Source organism: Paraburkholderia sp. Cpub6 (genome assembly GCF_014201065.1).
In the GTDB taxonomy this organism is placed as follows: Bacteria; Pseudomonadota; Gammaproteobacteria; order Burkholderiales; family Burkholderiaceae; genus Paraburkholderia; species Paraburkholderia tuberum.
In genome coordinates this window covers 165,959-185,847 of sequence record NZ_JACHDM010000008.1, presented here as the reverse complement: position 1 = coordinate 185,847, position 19,889 = coordinate 165,959, and the positions used below count along the sequence as shown (strand labels likewise).

Annotated in this window: 20 protein-coding genes and 1 pseudogene; 5 read left to right on the top strand and 16 right to left on the bottom strand. The window is 62.8% G+C overall.

Going from position 1 to position 19,889, the window contains the following annotated elements; all coding sequences use genetic code 11:
- Window positions 1-135: 135 nt before the first annotated feature.
- The 4 genes from HDG33_RS16825 to HDG33_RS16810 all read right to left on the bottom strand — a co-directional run bounded on the left by HDG33_RS16825 (window position 136) and on the right by HDG33_RS16810 (window position 2,486).
- Window positions 136-606 carry a type VI secretion system tube protein Hcp gene (locus tag HDG33_RS16825; protein WP_184030725.1) on the bottom strand — a complete coding sequence of 157 codons (471 nt, stop codon included), beginning with the start codon at window positions 604-606 and terminating at the stop codon, window positions 136-138.
- Window positions 596-874: a hypothetical protein gene (locus HDG33_RS16820; protein ID WP_184030723.1), complete on the bottom strand. Its 279-nt coding sequence runs from the start codon at window positions 872-874 to the stop codon at window positions 596-598. The genes HDG33_RS16825 and HDG33_RS16820 overlap by 11 nt, the downstream gene beginning before the upstream one ends.
- On the bottom strand, window positions 871-1,353 hold the full coding sequence (locus tag HDG33_RS16815) for a DUF2778 domain-containing protein (RefSeq protein WP_184030716.1): 483 nt from the start codon (window positions 1,351-1,353) through the stop codon (window positions 871-873). Before HDG33_RS16815 ends, HDG33_RS16820 begins: the two co-directional genes overlap by 4 nt.
- Before the next feature lie 224 nt (window positions 1,354-1,577).
- Window positions 1,578-2,486: a LysR substrate-binding domain-containing protein gene (locus HDG33_RS16810; protein WP_184030704.1), complete on the bottom strand. Its 909-nt coding sequence runs from the start codon at window positions 2,484-2,486 to the stop codon at window positions 1,578-1,580.
- A 124-nt stretch (window positions 2,487-2,610) separates the two neighbouring features.
- Here HDG33_RS16810 and HDG33_RS16805 point away from each other — a divergent pair, with 124 nt between their 5' ends.
- Together HDG33_RS16805 and HDG33_RS16800 are read left to right on the top strand one after the other, a co-directional pair.
- Window positions 2,611-3,705 carry a tartrate dehydrogenase gene (locus HDG33_RS16805; protein WP_184030702.1) on the top strand — a complete coding sequence of 365 codons (1,095 nt, stop codon included), beginning with the start codon at window positions 2,611-2,613 and terminating at the stop codon, window positions 3,703-3,705.
- Between the two features lie 177 nt (window positions 3,706-3,882).
- Window positions 3,883-5,193: an MFS transporter gene (locus HDG33_RS16800; RefSeq protein ID WP_184030700.1), complete on the top strand. Its 1,311-nt coding sequence runs from the start codon at window positions 3,883-3,885 to the stop codon at window positions 5,191-5,193.
- A gap of 81 nt (window positions 5,194-5,274) precedes the next feature.
- On the opposite strand, the gene HDG33_RS16795 is transcribed toward HDG33_RS16800, so the two are convergent.
- The 3 genes from HDG33_RS16795 to HDG33_RS16785 all read right to left on the bottom strand — a co-directional run bounded on the left by HDG33_RS16795 (window position 5,275) and on the right by HDG33_RS16785 (window position 7,921).
- Complete coding sequence (locus HDG33_RS16795) at window positions 5,275-5,874, bottom strand: hypothetical protein (RefSeq protein ID WP_184030698.1); 600 nt, start codon at window positions 5,872-5,874, stop codon at window positions 5,275-5,277.
- Window positions 5,875-6,279: 405 nt separating this feature from the next.
- Entirely contained in the window at window positions 6,280-6,894 is a 615-nt protein-coding gene (locus tag HDG33_RS16790; protein ID WP_184030696.1) for a hypothetical protein, read from the bottom strand.
- A 7-nt stretch (window positions 6,895-6,901) separates the two neighbouring features.
- On the bottom strand, window positions 6,902-7,921 hold the full coding sequence (locus HDG33_RS16785) for an AraC family transcriptional regulator (protein WP_184030694.1): 1,020 nt from the start codon (window positions 7,919-7,921) through the stop codon (window positions 6,902-6,904).
- 224 nt (window positions 7,922-8,145) lie between these two features.
- Between HDG33_RS16785 and HDG33_RS16780 the strand changes: the two genes are divergently transcribed.
- On the top strand, window positions 8,146-10,413 hold the full coding sequence (locus tag HDG33_RS16780) for a glycoside hydrolase family 3 C-terminal domain-containing protein (protein WP_184030692.1): 2,268 nt from the start codon (window positions 8,146-8,148) through the stop codon (window positions 10,411-10,413).
- A gap of 80 nt (window positions 10,414-10,493) precedes the next feature.
- On the opposite strand, the gene HDG33_RS16775 is transcribed toward HDG33_RS16780, so the two are convergent.
- Complete coding sequence (locus HDG33_RS16775; RefSeq protein ID WP_184030690.1) at window positions 10,494-10,898, bottom strand: DUF3224 domain-containing protein; 405 nt, start codon at window positions 10,896-10,898, stop codon at window positions 10,494-10,496.
- A gap of 83 nt (window positions 10,899-10,981) precedes the next feature.
- On the bottom strand, window positions 10,982-11,932 hold the full coding sequence (locus HDG33_RS16770) for a LysR family transcriptional regulator (RefSeq protein WP_184030688.1): 951 nt from the start codon (window positions 11,930-11,932) through the stop codon (window positions 10,982-10,984).
- An 82-nt stretch (window positions 11,933-12,014) separates the two neighbouring features.
- Between HDG33_RS16770 and HDG33_RS16765 the strand changes: the two genes are divergently transcribed.
- Window positions 12,015-12,734 (top strand): SDR family oxidoreductase, encoded by a 720-nt coding sequence (locus HDG33_RS16765; RefSeq protein WP_184030686.1) that lies wholly within the window; start codon window positions 12,015-12,017, stop codon window positions 12,732-12,734.
- Window positions 12,735-12,757: 23 nt separating this feature from the next.
- On the opposite strand, the gene HDG33_RS16760 is transcribed toward HDG33_RS16765, so the two are convergent.
- The 3 genes from HDG33_RS16760 to HDG33_RS16750 form a co-directional block, all read right to left on the bottom strand.
- The gene (locus HDG33_RS16760) at window positions 12,758-14,167 is read right to left on the bottom strand and encodes a DHA2 family efflux MFS transporter permease subunit (RefSeq protein ID WP_184030684.1); all 1,410 of its coding nucleotides are present in this window, start codon (window positions 14,165-14,167) and stop codon (window positions 12,758-12,760) included.
- Window positions 14,168-14,222: 55 nt separating this feature from the next.
- Entirely contained in the window at window positions 14,223-15,485 is a 1,263-nt protein-coding gene (locus HDG33_RS16755) for a multidrug effflux MFS transporter (protein ID WP_184030682.1), read from the bottom strand.
- 174 nt (window positions 15,486-15,659) lie between these two features.
- Entirely contained in the window at window positions 15,660-15,815 is a 156-nt protein-coding gene (locus HDG33_RS16750) for a hypothetical protein (RefSeq protein ID WP_184031250.1), read from the bottom strand.
- Between the two features lie 108 nt (window positions 15,816-15,923).
- Here HDG33_RS16750 and HDG33_RS16745 point away from each other — a divergent pair.
- Window positions 15,924-16,202, top strand: a pseudogene (locus HDG33_RS16745) (LysR family transcriptional regulator substrate-binding protein); the annotation flags it as partial.
- A gap of 131 nt (window positions 16,203-16,333) precedes the next feature.
- On the opposite strand, the gene HDG33_RS16740 reads toward HDG33_RS16745, so the two are convergent.
- Genes HDG33_RS16740 through metC form a run of 4 tightly spaced genes read right to left on the bottom strand, consistent with a single transcriptional unit; the run spans window position 16,334 to window position 19,795 of the window.
- Window positions 16,334-17,104, bottom strand: coding sequence for an amino acid ABC transporter ATP-binding protein (locus HDG33_RS16740; RefSeq protein WP_184030627.1), 771 nt, complete (start codon window positions 17,102-17,104; stop codon window positions 16,334-16,336).
- The gene (locus HDG33_RS16735; protein ID WP_090808002.1) at window positions 17,101-17,751 is read right to left on the bottom strand and encodes an amino acid ABC transporter permease; all 651 of its coding nucleotides are present in this window, start codon (window positions 17,749-17,751) and stop codon (window positions 17,101-17,103) included. The genes HDG33_RS16740 and HDG33_RS16735 overlap by 4 nt, the downstream gene beginning before the upstream one ends.
- Window positions 17,752-17,753: 2 nt before the next feature.
- A complete protein-coding gene (locus HDG33_RS16730) occupies window positions 17,754-18,593 on the bottom strand; it encodes an ABC transporter substrate-binding protein (RefSeq protein WP_260330443.1) in 840 nt (279 codons plus the stop codon).
- Between the two features lie 38 nt (window positions 18,594-18,631).
- Window positions 18,632-19,795: a cystathionine beta-lyase gene (metC, locus tag HDG33_RS16725; RefSeq protein ID WP_184030621.1), complete on the bottom strand. Its 1,164-nt coding sequence runs from the start codon at window positions 19,793-19,795 to the stop codon at window positions 18,632-18,634.
- Window positions 19,796-19,889: the final 94 nt, after the last annotated feature.

The following is a 19,889-nucleotide window of genomic DNA, read 5'->3' as shown; positions in this document are numbered from 1 at the left end:
TCATTACCCGGTTTGGTCAGGTCCGGCCTTGGTGACTAATGGGATGGAGGCGGCCTCTATTTCCTCAACTTTACGATATCAGGGAGATTTATTGGATAGTCAGTGATGTGCATTGAAAAGGTCTGGCTGACACTGTCATCGGGGCACGGGTCGGTTGGCCCTGATGTCGAAGATTCCGGTAACTACGCCGTTGCTGCCGCCTTGGGCATTTTGAACGATGTATTCCTGCTTGACCCTGGCAAAAGAGAGGCGAACCTGTTCGTGTTGTGCGGTCATCTCTACGCCCGTGATGAATACATCGTTCATGGTGAGCCTGAGGAAATCGAGGGGACTGCCACCCGCCCTGCGCATGGTAAGAACCGCTTTCGAAACGTGCGTGCCGGTCAGGCAATAGGACATCAGGCTCGGACTCGCCCGGTCCACGTTGTGGAAGAACGCGAGGTCGTCGACCGAGGCTTTGCTGACGCCGCTTCCTGGTCCGGACATCATGGTGAGCCGCTGTGCCATCTTCCATGTCCAGTTGATCACCTCGATTTCGTCCGGGTGTGCCGCGTCCTGCGACTCGCCCGTAATCCCGTCGATTTTTATGAAAACGTCATTTGACATCAAGGCGACACCTCTTTCTAACAAAAAGCACGGACCCGCCCCACGAGAGCCCCCAGCATAGTAGGAAACTGACTGCGAGCAGCAGCGTAACCACCACGTCCTCTTCGCCCTCCACACCGACGGCGCCAACGAGCTTGAAGAGGGGGCGAAGGATTTCTAACGTGGATTCGCTGCCAACCCAGCGCGCAAGCGGGTCGATCGTCGACAACGCAAGGCAGACTGGGACAGTCAGCACGAAGGCCGTAAAAATCCGCAGGGCAGTTTTCATTGCACAAGTACCGTACCGTAGTACTGCAGTGTTGTGCCGGGTATCTTCCGGGTTGGGTGCGACAGCAAGAACGAGCGTAAGCGATCGAACTGGGACTGGTCCGTGACCGTGATGCATCCCTCACTTTCTCCCCAGCGACCAGTCGGATGCAGGCGGAAGTTGCCTCGCTTCACGCCATTGATAAATGTCCAATCGTCAATCACGCCGTCGTTTCGATAAAGCGCGAACCAGGTCGAATGATCGACATCGGACCATGCGTCCTTGACAAGGTCATACAGCCATCCCAGATGACCGCCACTCTGTCGGTCTACGATGTAGTACAGGCCTTGCGGAAGCGGACCGTTTTCGGCGACCGCTGTATCTGCGGGGTTGTTGACATGGGCTGGTTTGCCCGAAAAAGCAGACACGTTGCCAAAGCCTTTGCAGGTCAATACAGAGATGAGTCGACGGTTAAGCGTGAAATAGCACTCGGCGGGCATGGTTTACACATCGAAAAGGCGTTCACTCCGTGGTGGCGACGGAAGCGAGAAGACGGGTGACTCGAGGTAACGTTCGTGACACCGTCAGCTTCGGCGAAGACGGAACCATGCTCAATCAGACGACTCGGAAAGCGAGGCAAAATTGCGCCGATGTGCTGCTCGCTCTTTTGATGACATCACGAGTGCGCACGATCGCTGTGCTGCACTACGCCCCCGCCCCCACCTCACCCCCCCAACTCCCGCGCAATAAACTCCACGAACGCGCGAATACGATTCGACATCTGATGCCGCGGCGAATACACCGCGAAGATATCCGCGTTCGGTGTGTCGTGATCGGGCAGCAACTGGACGAGCGATCCTTCCGTCAGATACTGCCGGATGTCCCATTCCGCGCGCATCAGGATGCCGTGTCCTTCGAGCGCCCATTTGACGGCGATCTCGCCGTCGTTGGTGGTCAGCGTGCCCTTGATCCGCACCGCCTCGGTCTTGCGCGCGGCGCCGCGTCCCGAGGTCAGCCGCCACACGCCGTACGCTTCGTCGCCCTGACGAATGCCGATGCAGTTGTGGCGCGTCAGATCGTGCGCCGTGAGCGGCATGCCGTGCGCCGCGAGATACGACGGCGCCGCGCACAGCAGACGCCGGTTCGGCGCAAGCCGGCGCGCGACCACGCGCGTATCGGGCGGCTCGCCGAAGCGGATGCAGACGTCGAAGCTGTCGTCGGTAAGCGGCGGCGGCGTGACCGACAACTGCAGTTGAACCGACACCTGCGGATACCGCGCGACGAAGCGCGAGATCGCCGGCCCGACATGGCTGCGCCCGAAGCCGAGCGTCGCGTTTACGCGCAGCAAGCCCTTCGGTGTCTTCTTCGCCGAGCCGAGCAGTTCGGCCAGTTCGTCGATCTCGTCGAGAATCCGTCGCGCGCGGTCGAGGTATAGCTCGCCTTCGGGCGTCAGCATCATGCGGCGCGTCGTGCGGTTCACGAGAGCGACGCCCGCGCGCTGCTCCATCTGCGTGAGGCGCTTGCTGACGGCCGCCGCGGTCAGCCCCAGTTCGCGCGCGGCCGCGCTGAGGCTGCCGCTCGCGGCGAGCGTCGAGAAAAAGCCCAGATCGGCTGGCTGGACGGTGTCGCGCATCGTCTTTTCCGCGCCTTCGCATTTGTGAATGCAAGTTAAAGATGCTTTGAGTTTAGCACCGGTTTTTACCCGTGGGATCGAGCTAGAGTCCACTCACGCCATTCCCCAAGTACAGGACGGAGACATGAAAACCTATCGCATCGCAACCATCCCCGGCGACGGCATCGGCAAGGAGGTCGTGCCGGCCGGCGCGCAGGTGCTCGAGGCGCTTGCGAAGACCACGCGCGCCTTCACGTTCGAGTTCGAGAACTTCGACTGGGGCGGCGACTACTACCGCCAGCACGGCGTGATGATGCCGGCCAACGGGCTCGACGCGATCCGCAACAAAGATGCGATCCTGTTCGGCTCGGCGGGCGACAAGGACATTCCCGATCACATCACGCTGTGGGGTCTGCGACTGAAAATCTGCCAGGGCTTCGACCAATACGCGAACGTGCGCCCGACGCGCATCCTGCCCGGTATCGACGCACCGCTGAAGTACTGCAAGCCCGAGGATCTGAACTGGGTGATCGTCCGCGAAAATTCGGAGGGGGAATATTCGGGCGTCGGCGGCCGCGTGCATCAGGGCCATCCGATCGAAGCCGCGACCGACGTGTCGATCATGACGCGCGCCGGCGTCGAGCGCATCATGCGCTTCGCGTTCTGCCTCGCGCAGTCGCGCCCGCGCAAGCTGTTGACCGTCATCACGAAGAGCAACGCGCAGCGTCATGCGATGGTGATGTGGGACGAGATCGCGCTCGAAATCTCGAAGGAGTTTCCGGACGTCACGTGGGACAAGGAACTCGTCGACGCGGCGACCGCGCGCATGGTCGATCGTCCCGCGACGCTCGACACGATCGTCGCCACCAATCTGCACGCCGACATTCTCAGCGACCTCGCGGCCGCGCTCGCCGGCAGCCTCGGCATCGCGCCGACCGGCAACATCGATCCGGAGCGCCGCTATCCGTCGATGTTCGAGCCGATCCACGGCTCCGCGTTCGACATCATGGGCAAGGGGCTCGCGAATCCGGTCGGCACGTTCTGGTCGGTCGTGATGCTGCTCGAACACCTCGGCGAATTCGACGCGGCCAGGCGCGTGATGCAGGCCGTCGAAGCGGTGACCGCGAACAAAACGCTGCACACGCGCGACCTCGGCGGCACGGCCACGACCGCGCAGGTGACGGCGGTCGCGTGCACGTTCATCGAGCAGGCGGCGACGCCCGCGGCGAACGCGGCTTGAGCGCCGGCTTCGCGCGAACTGAACCGGACTGAGCGGAACCGCGCGCAAATCAGGCGCGCGGTCTACGCCCCGGCCACGACGTGGCCGGCACCCAACCTTGACTCGATTAGCTCGGCCCAACGTCGGCCGGCGCGAGGCTCGCGCGCGGTCAATAGCCGCGCGCCGCAGGAGGAGACAATGACTTCGGAACTCGAAAGCCGGGTGTCCCGCAAGCTGATGCTGCGGATCATCCCGTTCGTCATGCTGTTGTACTTCGTGAGCTTTCTCGATCGCGTGAATGTGGGCTTCGCCGCGTTGTCGATGAACAAGGCGATCGGTCTTTCGCCGACCGCGTTCGGCCTCGGCGGCGGGCTCTTCTTTATCGGCTATTTTCTGTTCGAAGTGCCGTCGAACCTGATCCTGCACAAGGTCGGCGCGCGGCGCTGGATTGCTCGCGTGATGGTGTCGTGGGGGCTCGTGTCGCTCGCGTCGGCTTTCGTCGTCGGGCCGAACAGTTTCTACGCGCTGCGCTTCATTCTCGGCGTCGCGGAAGCGGGCTTCTTTCCCGGCATCATCCTGTATCTGAGCCTGTGGTTTCCGGCGCGGCAGCGTGCGGTCGCGGCGGCATGGTTCATGGCCGCCGCGCCGATCTCGACTGCGATCGGCTCGCCGATTTCCGGCGCGATCATGAAACTGCCGCCGATTGCCGGACTCGTCGACTGGCAAATGCTCTACATACTCGAAGCATTGCCCGCGATCATCCTCGGCTTCTGCGTGCTCAGGTATCTGACCGACAAGCCCGCGCAAGCCGAGTGGCTGCAGCCCGAAGAGCGCGACTGGCTGATCGCGAGGCTGAAGCTCGAAGCCGACGCGCGGCACGCGCATGCGGGCCACACGGCCGGCGCGCTCAGCGCGTTGCGCGATCCGCGCGTGCTCGCGCTCGCGCTGATCTACTTCGGCACCTCGGCGGGACTTTATACGCTCGGCTTGTGGGCGCCGCTGATCATCCGCCAATACGGTTTCGGCACGTTCGAAACCGGGCTGCTCGCCGGCGTGCCGAGCGTGCTCGCGGTGATCGCGATGGTGCTATGGGCGAAGCACTCGGATCGCACCGACGAACGTACGTGGCACGTCGTGATTCCGTGCGCGCTTGCGTGCTTCGGCTTCGTGTTCGCCGGTAATGCGACCACCGCGTTGATGATCGTGCTTGCGCTCGTCGTCGTGAACGTCGGAATCAGCGCCGCGAAGGCGCCGCTGTGGGCGATGCCGAGCATGTTCCTGTCGGGCGCCGGGGCGGCGGCGGGCATTGCCATGATCAACTCGATCGGCAATCTCGGCGGCTTCGTCGGGCCGTTTGCGATCGGCTGGCTCAAGCACGTGACGGGCGGCTATACGGCAGGGCTTTATGTGGTCGGGGCGACGTTGGCGGTGTCGGCGGTCGTGACGCTGATGTTGAGCCGGCAGACGAAGCATGCGCCGGTCGCAGTGGGCGAACGGCCGGGGCATTGAGCGAAGCACCGATGAAGCGAGCGCGCCGCCGGTTGAAAAGCCGGCGGCAACCGCGAATTCATCCGATCCCGCAGTACCCCACTACCGGAAGCCGTAGACCAGAACCTTCTTCCCTTCGAACGCCTCCTGCACACCTTGCACGCAATCCATCGGGCAGCTGTAGCCGTCGGGGGCCGACGCGGCCGACGGGATGCTCGCCCGATAGACGACGGATTCAACCTGCGTGCCGTCCGAAGTGACCACGATGTTCAGGTCGGTCACGACGCCGGCTGGCGTGGGTCCTCCGGCGGTATAGACAACCGACATGGTGCCGGTGCAATCGGAGTTCACCGAATAAGTGCCTTTCTGCGCCGGATTGAAGGTTATCTGTCCACCTTTCGGCACGCCGTTGATGCTCCCGAAATCGGTGCGGGTAAATTTGCCGTTGCCGTCGAATGTCACGAGGGCGACGTCATCGAGGATCGACTGGGTGGCGAACGGATGCAGCACGTGGCTCGAATCCAGCAACCCAAGGATCACGCCGTGACCGATGAACCCATAGGGTCCCTTTAGCGTTGCGTTCGAGCAAAGACCGCCGCCACGGCCACGGTCGCCGTCATCACCACCGGCCTGCGCGGTGCCACTCAGCGACAGAAGTGCAACGGCTACAGCCGACCAAATGCTTAATTGCCGGGTCTTCATCTTCGTCTCCTTGTCAGCGAATCAGGCGCGTGAAATCGCGGCGTGCAAGGGGCCTATCGGCTGCCGGATCAGGCGCCTGATTCAATCAAGCGAAAATAGTCGATGTGAAATGGCCGCAGCGATACCTGGTCGCCGTCGTGTGAGGGACCAGGGGCGGGCCAAAGTGGTGAATGGCGAAACGCTTTCACCAAGCAGTCGTATTTCGCCCGGTGTCGGCGGATACGTGCGGAAGGGATGCACGAAAGTCCGCGCAATGGTGACTTCGTGGGTCAGCCATGCCTGAAAGTCGCATAGCGAAAACCAGTGTAATCGATGCTACTTGCGGCGACCTGATGAATATCGGACAAAAGGAAGGCACATTCAGATCGCGCGCTGCGAGTCGTCGCGCTGTCTTTCGGGAGCCTCTCACCGAACCTTGTCCTCGGAATACGCTCGCACCCGTCGACGCCGCACCACCATTAACAAACAAACCCCACTTGCCGCCACGATATTCACCGCCGGATAAAACGCCACGGCCACACTCCATTTCGGCAGCGCAAGAATCGCGAGCGCGTATTTAAAAACACAGAGCGCAAAGTACAAAAGACTCTCACTCCACGGATCACGAATAGTCTTGCGAACCGTCGGCGCGAGGCCGACGAGTTCGATCAGCGTCACAAGACAGATGGACAACGTCGGATCGTTGGTGAGTATCCAGAGCGGAATAGCCGACAAGGCAGCGGCAAGGCAAAGCCAATCAAAAGCGGTCCGCTGCCGTTCACCCCGAAAGACGCTCGATACGAGAACAAAGAAGCAGGTGGCCGCGATCGCCGCCGTACACCACGCCGAAGGACCCGCACCGGCGACGAACTGTCCCACAGCCGCAATCGCCGTGACGAGCGACCAGATCAACCAGGTAAAAAGATGAGGGCGTACGGTGCCGCGCCAGATCGCAAGTCCATAAGGCAGAAACGCGACCAAGGATACGATCGATCCCATGACACCGAACAGTCGAGTCATGTTCTGATCGATGCTCATCATAGGACGATCACACCCGGCATCGCCCCCGATACCGCGCCGGCGGCGCCCCACATGCACGCGTAAAAAACCGCGTAAACGCCGTCGTCGAGGCAAAGCCGACCCGTTCGCTAATCTCGCTGATCGACATCGGTGTATGCGCGAGCAGCATGCGTGCTTCGTCGATACGCATTTGCATCAGCACCTCGCTGAAGGTTTTGCACTCCGCCGCGAGCTTGCGTTGCAAGGTCCAGCGCGTCAGCGACAGCCGCTCGCAGACGATCGTCTGCAGGCTCTTCGGCTCGATCGCATCCGCGTGCTCGCGCAGCACGTCACGCAGACATCGCTCGACCGTTGGAGAAAAGCGGCCCTGCTCGCGAATCCGCTGCAAGATTCCATGCGCGGCATGCATGTGAATTTTCGCGAGCGGCGCGTTGTAGACCTCGAACGCGCGATCCAGCGCGGAAGACTGCAACACCATCCGATTGCGAGCCTGATCGAGTTGAATGCGCCCGCCCAACGTCCCGCTCAGCGCCGCGATCGCCCCGAGCCGCGCATCGGTGATACCCGCGTCGCGCACGCGCAGTCGCACGTCGTAGAGCTTTGCCACACCCGCTATCAGCGCGAAGTTGCCGAGCGCGCTCGATGCGTTGCGCCCTTCGCCTTCCGTCACGTATTCGAATGCGACTTCGTCGCCGTGCTCCTGCATGACGAGCCAGTCGACATTACCGATCAGGTCACGATACGTGACGTAATTGCGCAATGCATCGCGCAGCGTCGGTCTATTGCAGAGCACGCCCGCAAGCTCGGGGAAATACAGCAGACCATCGAGCACGTCGCCCTCGGGCGCGCCGCGCATCAGGCAGCTTTCCGCAAGCTGGAGCATGGCGACGTGCCTGTCGCCCGGCACTCGCGCATCGGCCGCGGCGATGTCGGCCTCGTCGATGCCGATATCGTGGGCCACTTTGGTGCGATCGAGGCCCTCACGCTCTGCCGCGTCGAGCAATCCCCGATAGATGCGCGCTGAAACGGACTTCTGACGCAAATCCACGTTGCCTCCTCCGGTCGAAACCTGTCTGCGGGTTTTCCTGACTCTTCATCGGTCAAGTGCTGCACCTATCGGTCAAGCGCGTTTCGGGCGCATCCCTAGAATTTCTTTCGGCGCATTACCACGAGCGCTTAGCGTAACAGGACACGTCACGTGCCGGTAGCGCGTCGATACAGCGTTACGCAATGCAAATCACAGGACCGACAACGACAACACGGAGCGAGATGATGAGAAGGAAGCTGACGATACCCTTTGCCGCAAGCGCCATCGCCTGCGGTGTCGCGCTGGTCCTCGCCGCCTGCGGCAATGGCAGCAACATCAGTGACCCGCCGTTGCCGTCCGATCCCGATGCGCGCGCCGATGCGCGTGCCGCCGCGCTCGTCCAGAAGATGACGACCGCCGAAAAGATTCAGCTCGTGCACGGCGTGGGCATCCCCAACGCGGGACTCGGCGGTCCGTATCCGGCCGGCGTCAACGGAGCCGGCTACATTCCCGGCATCGCGCGGCTCGGCATTCCGGGCCTTGCAATGGCCGATTCGGCCGGCGGCGTCAATGTCGTCAACTCGAACGCGACGGCGCTGCCCGCGCCGGTGGCGCTCGCGGCAAGCTGGGACCCCACGCTGGCGAATCAATACGGCGCGCGTATCGCGACCGAGCTGCGCGTGCTCGGTTATGGCGAAGGTCTCGGCGGCGGCGTCAATCTCGCGCGCGAACCACGCAATGGCCGCACCTTCGAGTACATGGGCGAAGATCCGGTACTGACCGGCACGCTGAGCGCCGCGCGCACGATCGGCACGCAGGCGCAGAACGTCATCGCGACGATCAAGCACTACGCGATGAACGATCAGGAAACGAACCGCATGACCAGCAACTCGGTCGTCGACGAACGCACGATGCGCGAAACCGAACTGCTGGCGTTCGAACTTGGCGTCACGCAGGGAACGCCCGGCAACGTGATGTGTTCGTACAACCTGGTGAACGGCGTGTATGCGTGCGAAAACCCGTATCTGCTGACCACCGTGCTGAAGAACGAGTGGGGCTTCAAGGGCGTGGTGCAGTCGGACTGGACAGCCACGCACAGTACGGTCGCCTCGGCATTGGCTGGCCTCGATGAAGAAGAGCCTGGCGATCTCGGCGGCGGAGCGTCGATTCCGGGCTTTACGCTGACGTCGTATTTCAACACCGCGCTGACGAGCGCGGTCAACGCCGGCAGCGTGCCGATGTCGCGACTCAACGACATGGTTCAGCGCAAGCTTCGCACGATGATTCGCTATGGTGTCTTCGATTCACCGCCAACCACCGGAGGAAGCGTCGATCAAACCGCGGGCAATGCGCTCGCGTTGCAGGTGGCGCAGCAATCGTCGGTCTTGCTGAAGAACGCGGTGGCGAGCGGCGATTCGCAACCGGTGCTGCCGCTGAACGCGGCGGGGCTGTCGTCGATCGTGGTGATCGGCGCTCACGCGGATGCGGGCGTGCTGTCGGGCGGCGGCTCGGGCGCGGTGCCGGCGGCCGCGGGCAACGCGGTGTCCGGTTGCGTGTCGCCGTCGCCGCTGTTGAGCACCTGCGCGACGTGGTACAAGTCGGCACCGCTGGCCGCGATCCAGGCGAAGGCGCCGAACGCGAGCGTGACCTTCGTCGACGGCACGAACGCGGCGGCAGCGGCGACCGCCGCCGCGAAGGCGGATGTGGCGATCGTGTTCGCGACGCAATGGGAAAGCGAGGGCGCGGATCTGCCGAGCCTGAGCCTGCCGAGCAATACGACCGACACCTATAACCAGAGCTACGATCAGAACGCGCTGATCAGCGCGGTCGCGGCGCAAGCGAAGCGCGTGATCGTCGTGCTCGAGAACGGCAGCCCGGTCCTGATGCCGTGGCTATCCAACGTGCACGGCGTACTCGAAGCGTGGTATCCGGGCGTGCAGGGCGGCCAGGCGATTGCCGATCTGCTGTTCGGCGCCGTGAACCCGTCCGGCAAATTGCCGATCACGTTCCCGATGCAGGACGCGGATCTTCCGCGACCGACGATCCCGGCCACCGATACCACCGTTACCTACAGCGAAGGACTCTTCATGGGTTATCGCTGGTACGACGGCAAGCAGATCGCGCCGCTGTTCCCGTTCGGTTATGGGCTGTCCTACACGAGCTACAGCTACTCGGGCCTCAACGCGCAAGTGGATGCGAGCGGCAACGTGAAGGTGACCTTTACCGTCCAGAATACGGGATCGCGCGCGGGCGCGGAAATCGCCGAAGTTTATGCCGCGTTGCCGAGCGGTCTGGGCGAGCCGCCGAAGCGTCTGGTCGGCTGGCAAAAGGTCGCGCTGCAGGCGGGGCAGTCGCAGCAGGTCAGCGTATCGATTGCGCCGAAGCTGCTGTCGACGTGGGACGCGACCAACCACGTGTGGAAGCTCAACGGCGGCGTCTATCAGATGATCGCGGGGGCTTCTTCGCGCGATCCGAATGCGTTGACGGCGTCGGTGACGATCGCGGGGCATTGAGCCCTGAGGTTTTGAACTGGAAAGCCTGGTAGCGGGGTACGGGGTCGAGCGCCGTATCCCGCCGGCACGCGTTCGGCATGTCAGTGGCCGGGCAGACGATAAGCGAACTCGTACGAATGCGCGCCGTCGACGATGTCGATCCTGAACTCGCCTTCAATGCCGCTCAGCTCGCCCGTGCCTGAATCCGGCACGACCGTCACCGCAAGCGCCGCTGCGCCGCGATTCATCACGCCGATATGCTGCAGCACGAACGTGCCCTGCTTGCCCGCCAGCGTGCCAGTGACCTGTTCGAGCGCGACATAGCCGGCCGAGCCTTTGACGTTCGTCATCGCGCTCAGCATTTGCCCTTGGGTGGTCGCGGCGAGATCGCCGGAGATCTGCTTGTCGATCGACATGCGGCCGAGCTTCGATTCGGCCTCCGCGTTTTCGAACGGCATCGGTTGAAGGGAGACGATGAAGGTGCCTTTTGCGACGTGGTGAGTCATCGGGATTTCCTCCGGGCTTGAACGGGCGACGGCGAAGCGGCGAAACGAAACGTGACGCTTCCGAACCGTAGCACACGTCGCTGTCAGGGCGCTGCACGCGCAGTGCCGTCGCTCGTGCCGAACGCATCCGCGAACTCGCGCTTCAACCACGCGAGCGCCGGGTCCTGGTCGTGCGCCGCGGCCCACATCAGCGAAACCTCGTAGCCCGGCACCTCGAATGGCAGCGGACTCAGCGCGAGACCGAGCGTATCGCGCCAGACGCGGCCGATGAACTCCGGCACCGTCGCGATCGCCGCCGTGCGTTGCACGATGAACGGACTGGTCGCGAAGTTCGAGCTCGAAAACACGACGTCGCGCTTCAGTCCCTGCATCTCGAGTCGTTCATCGATGAAGCCGCGCAGCTCGGCGTTGAACGAAGTCAGCACATGGCGGTGGCGCAGAAACTCGTCCATCGACAAATGCTTGCGGCGCGTCCTGACGAGCCGGGGGTTGTAGACGCTCACGAAGCGCCATGAAAACAGCGGCGTGAGTCGCTGCCACGGCACGCATTCGCGGAATACGCCGACCGCGAGTTCGATCGCGCCATCGTCGAGCATCGCGGCGGCGCGCGTCGAATCGGTGGAGCGCGCGATCAGCTTCACGCCGGGTGCGGTGTCGGCGAGGCGCGCAATGATCTCGGGCATCAGCAGCAGTTCGAGCGAATCGCTGAGGCCGATGCGGAACACCCGCTGCGCGCGGGCCGGATCGAAGACGGACGGCTGCGTGAGCGCCTGATGCAGCGATTGCAGGAACGGCTCGATCTGCCGCGCGAGTTCGAGCGCGCGCGGCGTCGGCGTCATGCCTTGCGGCGTGCGCACGAACAACTCGTCGCCGAACGTCTCGCGCAAGCGCTTGAGCGCGCCGCTGACGGCCGGTTGCCCAAGAAACAGCCGCTGCGCGGCCCGCGTGACGCTGCGCTCTTCCAGCAGCGCGCGGAAGGTCAGCAGCAGGTTCAGGTCGAAGCGCCGAAAATCATTTTCAATGATGTTGGCCATGACATTAAACGATTTGAGTGATGGGCTCGCACCGCGCATTCTACTGCCACGGGGTCTTCCGTTCACACTCAGGAGCAATGACATGGACTGGCAAAATCAGAAGGTCGTGGTGCTAGGTGGCTCGTCGGGCATTGGGCTCGCGCTGGTGAAGCGGCTCGTGACGGCTGGCGCGAGCGTCGTCGCGGTGGGGCGCGACCGCGCCAAACTGGACGATGCGCTGATTGGCATCGGTGGACAGGTGACGAGCGAGGCGCTCGATTGCGCCGATCGCGCGGCGCTCGGACACTTCTTCGGCGGCCTCGGCCGGATCGATCATCTGGTGATGACGCTGTCGGGCGGCGAAGGCGCGGGGCCGTTTGCCGAACTGGATCTGGCCGCGCTGCGGCGTGGCTTCGAGGCCAAGTTCTGGCCGCAGCTCGAAGCCGCGCAGACCGCGCTACCCACCCTGCGTCGCGACGGCAGCCTGACGTTTCTGACCGCGATTTCGGCGCGCATCGCGAATCCGGGCACGGCGGGTCTGGGTGCGATCAACGGCGCGCTCGAAAGCATGATCGGCACGCTGGCGCGCGAGCTTGCGCCGCTGCGCGTGAACGCGGTGTCGCCGGGTGTGATCGATACGCCCTGGTGGGACAGATTTCCCGCGAGCGTGAAGAGTGAGCTGTTTCGGCAGCAGAGCGAAACGTTACCGGTGCGGCGCGTCGGGCAGGCCGACGATGTCGCGCACGCGCTGCAGTTTCTGCTGGAGAACACGTTTATGACGGGGGCGGTGATCGAGTGTGATGGCGGCTTGCGGCTACTGTGAAGCATGGGCGCGGGAATGCGTGGTCAGGCGTTCTTCGCCCGCTGAACGCGAACCGGCAGAAACATCGCCGCCGCGAAGCACAACAAATGCAGCCCGGCCAGCAGCACGAACGTCGGCAGAAAGCGGCCGGGCTGTGCACCCGAAACACCGTGCAACGTCGACGCCATCACCATCGAAAGCAGCGTCGTCGCGAACGGACCGCCCACTCTCTGCGCGATGTTCAACGCAGTATTCGCAACCGCGAGCCTTTCTCTCCCGATCGACGAATACGCGGCCGAGATCGACGGCACGCTGATCGTCCCCTGACCGACGCCCGCAAAGAACAGACCGACCGCGGCCCATCCGGCGGAGAACGAATCAACGCTCAGCCACAGAAACACGAGCGTGCTCAGAAACGCCAGCAATGCGCCGCCCGCCGCGAGCGCGCGGCAGCCGAGCCGCTCGGTCAACCATCCGAGCAGCGGAAACGAGCACATCATGCCGACGCCGGTTGCCGCGAGCAGGCCGCCCGCGTGCGCGGTCGACAAACCGCAGCCCGCGATCAGAAAAAGCGGCACGGCGAGCTGCCGTCCATACATGATCCCGTTCGCGAAGAACTGGGCGAGTGCGGCGACCGAGAACGTACGTGTCGCAAACATGCGCACGTCGATCAGCGCGGTATGGCCTTTGCGCGCCGCGTACAGCACGAAGCCGGCGAGAATCGCGACGCCCGCGAGCAGACACGCCAAGCCCACCGCTCGCGACGCGTCCTGAAGTCCATAGACAAGCGCGACGAGCCCGGGGGAGATCAACGCAAAGCCGGTGAAATCGAACGGTCGCTTCTGCGACTCGGCGGCATCGCGCGGCAGCAGCAACACCGCCGTCGCGACGCCGAAAGCGCCCACCGGAACATTGATGAAGAACAGCCAGGGCCAGCTCGCGTGCGCGAGCACGAGGCCGGCCAGCACCGGGCCGAGAATCGGACCGAGCAGAATGGGTAGCGCGGTGTAGCCCATCACCCGCTCGAGGTTCTTACCGGCCACGCGTCCGATCATCATTTGTGCCATCGGCGCGAGCACACCGGCAACGAGGCCCTGGAAGATGCGCGCGCCGATCAGCTCGCCGATCGTCTGCGCCGCGCCGCACAGCATCGACGCTATCGTGAACGTCGAAAAGCAGAACAGGTACAGCCGCTTCGCGCCGATGCGGTCGACCAGCCAGCCGTTGAGCGGCAACATCAACGCCATCGCGAGCAGGTAGCCGCTGACGATCCACTGCGCGGTAGCGATCGACGCATCGAGCGTATGGCCGATCGCCGACAGCGACACGTTGACCAGCGTCGAGTCCATCTGCGACATGAACGAGCCGATCGACACGACCGCCGCGACTTTCCACACGGTCGGATCGATCCGCGTGGAAGCGGATGCGCAGGCGTGCTCGCGCATGCCGTTCATCGGTCCGCGCGTGTACAGATGAAGGTCTGGCGTTCGGTCGAGCTCATGTGCCGGCTCACGCTGCCTTGCCGCTCGCGCTCGCCGCGGCCGCAGGCTGTACCTGCTCAAGATGGCGCAGCAGCTTCGTCACCATCACGACGACGACGAACGCGAGGACCACGAAGAACAGCGCGAGCGGTGTGAGCACCTGTACCGACACGAAGCCGGCCAACCCCATCATCGCCGATGAAACCAGCAGCAGCGCGCAGCCGAGAATCGCGCTCGTCAGACCCGCGATGTGCGGGAACAGCGAGTTGCCCTTCGCCATCAGCGTCGGATACATTGCGCCGGCGCAGAAGCCCATCACGAGCACAGGCGTCGCGAGCGTCCACACGCGCAGACCGACCGTCAGCGCGAGCAGCAGCATCGCAAGCGACGCGGCCGCCATCAGCCGTGCGCCGATGCGCAGCCGCTGCTCGGCGCTCGGCAGGCCCGGACCGTGCAGGCGATTCGACAGACCGCCAAGGAAGTACATCATGCCGATGCCGAGCGCGAGGTAGCCGAAGAAGGTCGGCGGCTTGTGCAGCGTGGTCTGCACCATGAACGGCCCGACGATGTTGAACACCAGCAGGATGCTGTAGCACAGGCCCTGCGCGAGGAAGCAGCTCTGGAACACGGGGCTCGCGAGCACTTTGCGCGCGTTCGCGGTCAGCGTGCGCGGTTCGAGATGGACGGGCTTCGGCAAGGTCTCGCGATAACGCCACAGCAGCGCCCACATCACCAGCGAATAGATCAGCAGAAACACGAGGCACGCGCGCCAGCCGAACGCGGTCTGCAGATGCGCGCCGATCACCGGCGCGACGATGGGCGCGAGCCCCCACGCGATCGACATGTACGTGAACGCATGCAGCAAGGCCTGACCCGCGAACGAATCGGTGATGATCGCCTTCGCCAGCAGGTTCGTGCTCGCGATGCCGAAGCCCTGCAGTGCGCGGGCGAGGATGAACGTCTCGAGATTGGGCGCCGCGAGCGATAGCAGGCAGCCGACCGTGTAGACCGTCAGACCGAACGCGAGCACGCGCTTGCGGCCATACGCGTCGGCGATCGGACCGAAGATCAGCTGACCGAACGCGTAGGCGACCATGTAGCCGGTGACGCTGGTCTGGATCGCTTGCGGCGAGGTGCCGAAGTAGCGCGCCATCGCGGGCAGCGCGGGCACGTAGATGTCGATGGCGAGCTGTCCGGCGGACGCGAACAGGCAGATCAGGAATAGCAGGAAGCGCGGCGAGTTCGGGGCGGAGTCGGCGGAAGCGGGGTGGTCGGCGGTGGCGTGGCTCATGGGTGCATCGAAAGGGAACACTGGCGGCGCGGGCATCGGTGCGTTCGGAAGGCGCGAATGCCCCCGGCATTATCGCCGGGTATTGTGCCCGTGGTATGGCAGGAAGTGGGATAGTCCCTGGCGGGGGTGTGGGATGGCGCGGCCGACGAGCGCGCTATCCCGCCGCAACGAGGCTCAGTTCGCGCAGTCCTCGATCGACCGCAGCAACGCGCCCTGGTCTGCCGGGTCCTGGAAGAACGCGACGAAGCTCGCATGCTCGTCGTTTGCGATGCGGCCGGAGCAGTCCTTGCCTTTGAGCGGGGGGCGAGACGCCGTCCAGATCATCGCCATCACAGCGAGAGCCAGCACGACGCCTGTAAAGACGAGCCCGAGCAGTAACGACCTGGCGTCGTCCGATATTGCGTCTAGCCGATGCGAAGCCGCCCGCGGCTCGCAACTTCTGGTTTGACGACGGAATGGTTCAGCGCGGCGGGGCAGCACCCCACGCCGCGCATCCAGCTCAACTACTCGGATGCGATCAAGAGTCTCGTCGCAGCAGGATATGGCGCCGCGCTGCTGCCGCAGGAACCGAGCCGCTCGTCGGCCGACGAGCGCATCGTCACACGTGCGCTGCGCCCTGCGTTATGGCGACAGCTGGGCCTGGCCTTTCGCGCGGGTACCGTGGAGCGTCCGACTCAGTATGTGCTCGACGTATTGCGGAGTTTGCGATTGAGCTAGCGGGCTGTGTTACGTCGCCGACGCTTTCCGCCTCTCCTGCTCCTCGCGATAAAGCACGAACTCTTCCGCCAACGCTTTTGCAACGGTAGCCCTACGCGTGATTCGAGGCGGTGTCGCGGCGTACTCAATACTCAGGTCTCGATCAGATGCAGAAACTGCCTTACCCGTGGACTGCTGCCTTCACCAAAGAAGGCTTGCGGTGTCGTGTCTTCGGCAACCACGCCGCCGTCCATAAAAACAACCCGATCCGCTACATCTCGCGCAAACCGCACTTCGTGCGTGACGATCAGCATCGTCATGCCCGCTTTGGCAACGTCGCGCATGACGGTCAGGACATCCTCCCGCAGCGCTGGATCGAGAGCAGACGTGGGCTCGTCGAAGAAGATGACCTCTGGATCCATCGCGAGCGCCCGCGCGATCGCTACGCGCTGCTTCTGACCGCCGGACAGCCGTGCCGGATACTCGTTGGCTTTTGCGGCCAGGCCAACCTGTGTCAGCAGGTGAATTGCGCGCTCCGACGCTTGCGCACGAGGGACACCCTTGACGCTGACCGGACCTTCCATCACGTTTTCCAGTGCTGTCCTGTGCGGAAAGAGGTTGAACGACTGGAACACCATCGCGGTGCGCTGGCGGATCGCGCGGATCTTCTTCTGATTCTGGCGTGACGGTTTTGACAAACCGTTGCATTCGACATCAATGCCGCATACTGTCACGCTGCCGGCATCCGGTACCTCGAGGAAGTTCAGCGAGCGCAGCAGCGTGGTCTTGCCCGACCCGGAGGGACCCATTACAACGACAACCTCGCCTTTCGATACGCTGAAATCGACGCCGCGCAAGACCTGGTTGTCGCCAAATGCCTTCGAAAGTCCACGGACTTCAATCGTCCTGATATCAGTATTCATACAAAACGCCTCGAAATGCGATTCTCGAGGACGGTCTGGACTATCGTGAGAATCTGGTTGATGCCCCAGTAGATCAGGCCGACCATCAGGAACATTTCCATGTAGCGGAAGGTGGAGGCGCCGACTTGGTCGGCGACGCGGGTCAGTTCTACCACCGTAATTGTCGAAGCGAGGGATGTATCTTTGATGAGTGCAATCATGCGGCTGCCGACAGGCGGAATGGCGATGCGTAGTCCTTGGGGAAGAATAACCCGCGACATGGCTTTCCAGTAACCCATGCCCAGCGACATCGCAGCTTCCCACTGGCCCTTGTCCACCGCGTTGATGCCGGAACGGAAGTTCTCGCTCAGATACGCGGCCGAAAACAGCGTGAGCGCGAGGAGCGCGGCGGGAACCGGGTCAAGTGTCAGACCGTACCGGGGCAAACCGAAATAGATCAGCAGTATCTGCACGAGCAGCGGCGTGCCACGGAAGATGGATACATATGCGAATGCGAAGGCGCGTAGTGCGCCTATGCTGGAGATACGAGCCAAGGCGACCAGCAACCCTAGCGTCGAACCGAGCACAAACGACAACAAACCGAGAAAGAGTGTCATCAGCACCGCACTCTTTAACAGCGGAAGCGAGCGCATGAAAAGCTCGATCATGACTACTCCTTGTGTGCCTTCGCTTTGGTGATCGTGCCGGCCATATCGTAATCCCGCCCGACCCACTTCCTGGCAATGGCCTCGATCGTCCCGTCAGCCATCATGTCTGCGATCGCCTTATCGACCGCTGCGAGCAGGGCCGGTTGGCCTTTCTGCAAAGCCGGCGCTGATAGCTGGTAGATCAAGGGTTCGCCCACTTCCTTGACCGGTAAATGGTTGACGTTGGCGTACTTCATGCCGCCGAAGTGCGAGATGATGACTGCGTCGATACGTCCATTGCCCAGATCGCTGAAGACGAGTCCCCCGTTATCGTACGAACGGATGTCGGAGTCATGCAGGTGTGCTCGTGCCCATGTTTCATTGCTCGAGCCAGTGACCACTCCCACTCGCTTGCCTTTAAGGGTTTCCTTGCCTTTGATGTCTGTGTTGCCGGCGGGTACGAAAATGCGGAAATCCTCCACGCCGTATGGTTCGCCGAAATCAACCTGTTGTTCCCGTTCAGGTGTAGGTGTGAGATCGTTCATCACAAGGTCGTACTTGCCCGTCTTCAACCCTTCCACGAAGTTCTTGAACGAATCGGCGACGAATACTACGTTCGGCACGCCAATGCGCTTGCCGACTTCCTTTGCAATTGCAACGTCATAGCCGACAGGTTGATTGTTTTCGTCAAGCATGCTCCATGGGGGACTACTCTGGGTGTTGGCCACGCGCAATGTGCCATTCGCCTTCACCTGCGCGAGAAGATCCGCTGCCTGCACAGTAGCGGGTGAACTGAATGCCGCGGAAAGCGTCACGAAACTCGCTACCGTGGCAAAGCGTCTCCATCCATTGATTGATTTCATCTCGTACTCACTCATCCAGGTAAATTGAATTAAAAAATCTACGCAGCGGTTGCCCGGGCGTGTCCGAATGCGTCAAGACCGGCATTCAGATCCGCAAGCAGCATCGCCGGGTCCTCCAACCCGATCGAAAGGCGCACGATAGGCTGGTCGGTAAGCGGGAACGCACGCTCGGCCTGCAACGGGGCCGGGTAGTAGGCAGCGAGGCTATGCACGCCTCCCCAGCTCGCCCCGATGGGGAAATACTGGAGCGTATCGAAGAATGCGTTGAACGCGTCCTCCGCCGCGGGCTGGAGGATCAGGGAGAAGAGACACCCGCTGCTCGCAAAATCCCGCTTCCAGATGGCATGACCGGCATCGGACGGCAGTGCCGGGAACAGCACCTTGCTCACTTCCGGGTGACGTTCGAGTTCCCTCGCAATCTGCAGCGTTGAGGCGCTCTGGGCAGCGAAGCGAACCTTCAGGGTTTGCAGGCCGCGCATGACGAGGAAGCAGTCATCAGGGCTGGTCTGCTGGCCGAGAACGCTCTGCGTCTCGCGCAAGGTCGCGTAGTAATCCGCGTCGTTCATGCTGATGCAGCCCGCCAGTAGATCCGAATGACCACCAAAAAATTTCGTCGCGGCTTCGACGCTGAAATCCACACCATGTTCGAGCGGTTTGAAAGCGAGCGGGCTTGCCCAGGTGTTGTCCATCATCGTCAATACGCCGTGACGTTTCGCGACTTCGACGATCGCCGGAATGTCGGGCATCTCCATCGTCACCGTCCCCGGCGACTCCATGCAGATCATGCGGGTGTTGGGCTTGATGTACTTTTGAATCGCAGCCCCGATTGCCGGCGGATACAGTTCGACCTCGACGTCGAAGTGCGCCAGCCACTTATGCGCGAATGTCTTGAGCGCGCCGTAGCAGGCAGCGGACACCAGCAGGTGATCGCCGCCGCGCACGAAGCCCATCACGGTCGTCATCAGCGCGGATTGACCGGAAGGCGTCACCACGCAATGCGCACCACCTTCGAGCTCGGCGATGCGGTGCTCCAGTTCACGAGCCGTTGGCGTTCCGGTGATGCCATAGCTGTAACCGTCCGGTTGCCGCTCCTTGCGGCGCGAAAACTCGGCCAGAGAATCGAATACAACCGTCGATGCCCGCATGACGGATGGGGACAGGCTGCGGAACGGCTGCGGCGCTTTCTGGGGATTGCTTGTCATCTTGCTCCCGGCGATGCCTCGTGGTGGATTGATGATCGAAGTTTACTTTCACCCGGGATTGCATCAACATCGGAAATAATTAGCTCAATAAGTC

Excerpts from the sequence above, each read along its gene's own strand:
- HDG33_RS16780 (WP_184030692.1), top strand. The coding sequence starts at position 8,146 with ATGAGAAGGAAGCTGACGATACCCTTTGCCGCAAGCGCCATCGCCTGC.
- HDG33_RS16765 (WP_184030686.1), top strand. The coding sequence starts at position 12,015 with ATGGACTGGCAAAATCAGAAGGTCGTGGTGCTAGGTGGCTCGTCGGGC.
- HDG33_RS16790 (WP_184030696.1), bottom strand. The coding sequence starts at position 6,894 with ATGATGAGCATCGATCAGAACATGACTCGACTGTTCGGTGTCATGGGA.
- HDG33_RS16750 (WP_184031250.1), bottom strand. The coding sequence starts at position 15,815 with ATGGCGATGATCTGGACGGCGTCTCGCCCCCCGCTCAAAGGCAAGGAC.
- HDG33_RS16815 (WP_184030716.1), bottom strand. The coding sequence starts at position 1,353 with ATGCCCGCCGAGTGCTATTTCACGCTTAACCGTCGACTCATCTCTGTA.
- HDG33_RS16810 (WP_184030704.1), bottom strand. The coding sequence starts at position 2,486 with ATGCGCGACACCGTCCAGCCAGCCGATCTGGGCTTTTTCTCGACGCTC.
- HDG33_RS16735 (WP_090808002.1), bottom strand. The coding sequence starts at position 17,751 with ATGATCGAGCTTTTCATGCGCTCGCTTCCGCTGTTAAAGAGTGCGGTG.
- HDG33_RS16795 (WP_184030698.1), bottom strand. The coding sequence starts at position 5,874 with ATGAAGACCCGGCAATTAAGCATTTGGTCGGCTGTAGCCGTTGCACTT.
- HDG33_RS16740 (WP_184030627.1), bottom strand. The coding sequence starts at position 17,104 with ATGAATACTGATATCAGGACGATTGAAGTCCGTGGACTTTCGAAGGCA.
- HDG33_RS16820 (WP_184030723.1), bottom strand. The coding sequence starts at position 874 with ATGAAAACTGCCCTGCGGATTTTTACGGCCTTCGTGCTGACTGTCCCA.
- metC (WP_184030621.1), bottom strand. The coding sequence starts at position 19,795 with ATGACAAGCAATCCCCAGAAAGCGCCGCAGCCGTTCCGCAGCCTGTCC.
- HDG33_RS16760 (WP_184030684.1), bottom strand. The coding sequence starts at position 14,167 with ATGAACGGCATGCGCGAGCACGCCTGCGCATCCGCTTCCACGCGGATC.
- HDG33_RS16805 (WP_184030702.1), top strand. The coding sequence starts at position 2,611 with ATGAAAACCTATCGCATCGCAACCATCCCCGGCGACGGCATCGGCAAG.
- HDG33_RS16730 (WP_260330443.1), bottom strand. The coding sequence starts at position 18,593 with ATGAAATCAATCAATGGATGGAGACGCTTTGCCACGGTAGCGAGTTTC.
- HDG33_RS16770 (WP_184030688.1), bottom strand. The coding sequence starts at position 11,932 with ATGGCCAACATCATTGAAAATGATTTTCGGCGCTTCGACCTGAACCTG.
- HDG33_RS16825 (WP_184030725.1), bottom strand. The coding sequence starts at position 606 with ATGTCAAATGACGTTTTCATAAAAATCGACGGGATTACGGGCGAGTCG.
- HDG33_RS16775 (WP_184030690.1), bottom strand. The coding sequence starts at position 10,898 with ATGACTCACCACGTCGCAAAAGGCACCTTCATCGTCTCCCTTCAACCG.
- HDG33_RS16800 (WP_184030700.1), top strand. The coding sequence starts at position 3,883 with ATGACTTCGGAACTCGAAAGCCGGGTGTCCCGCAAGCTGATGCTGCGG.
- HDG33_RS16755 (WP_184030682.1), bottom strand. The coding sequence starts at position 15,485 with ATGAGCCACGCCACCGCCGACCACCCCGCTTCCGCCGACTCCGCCCCG.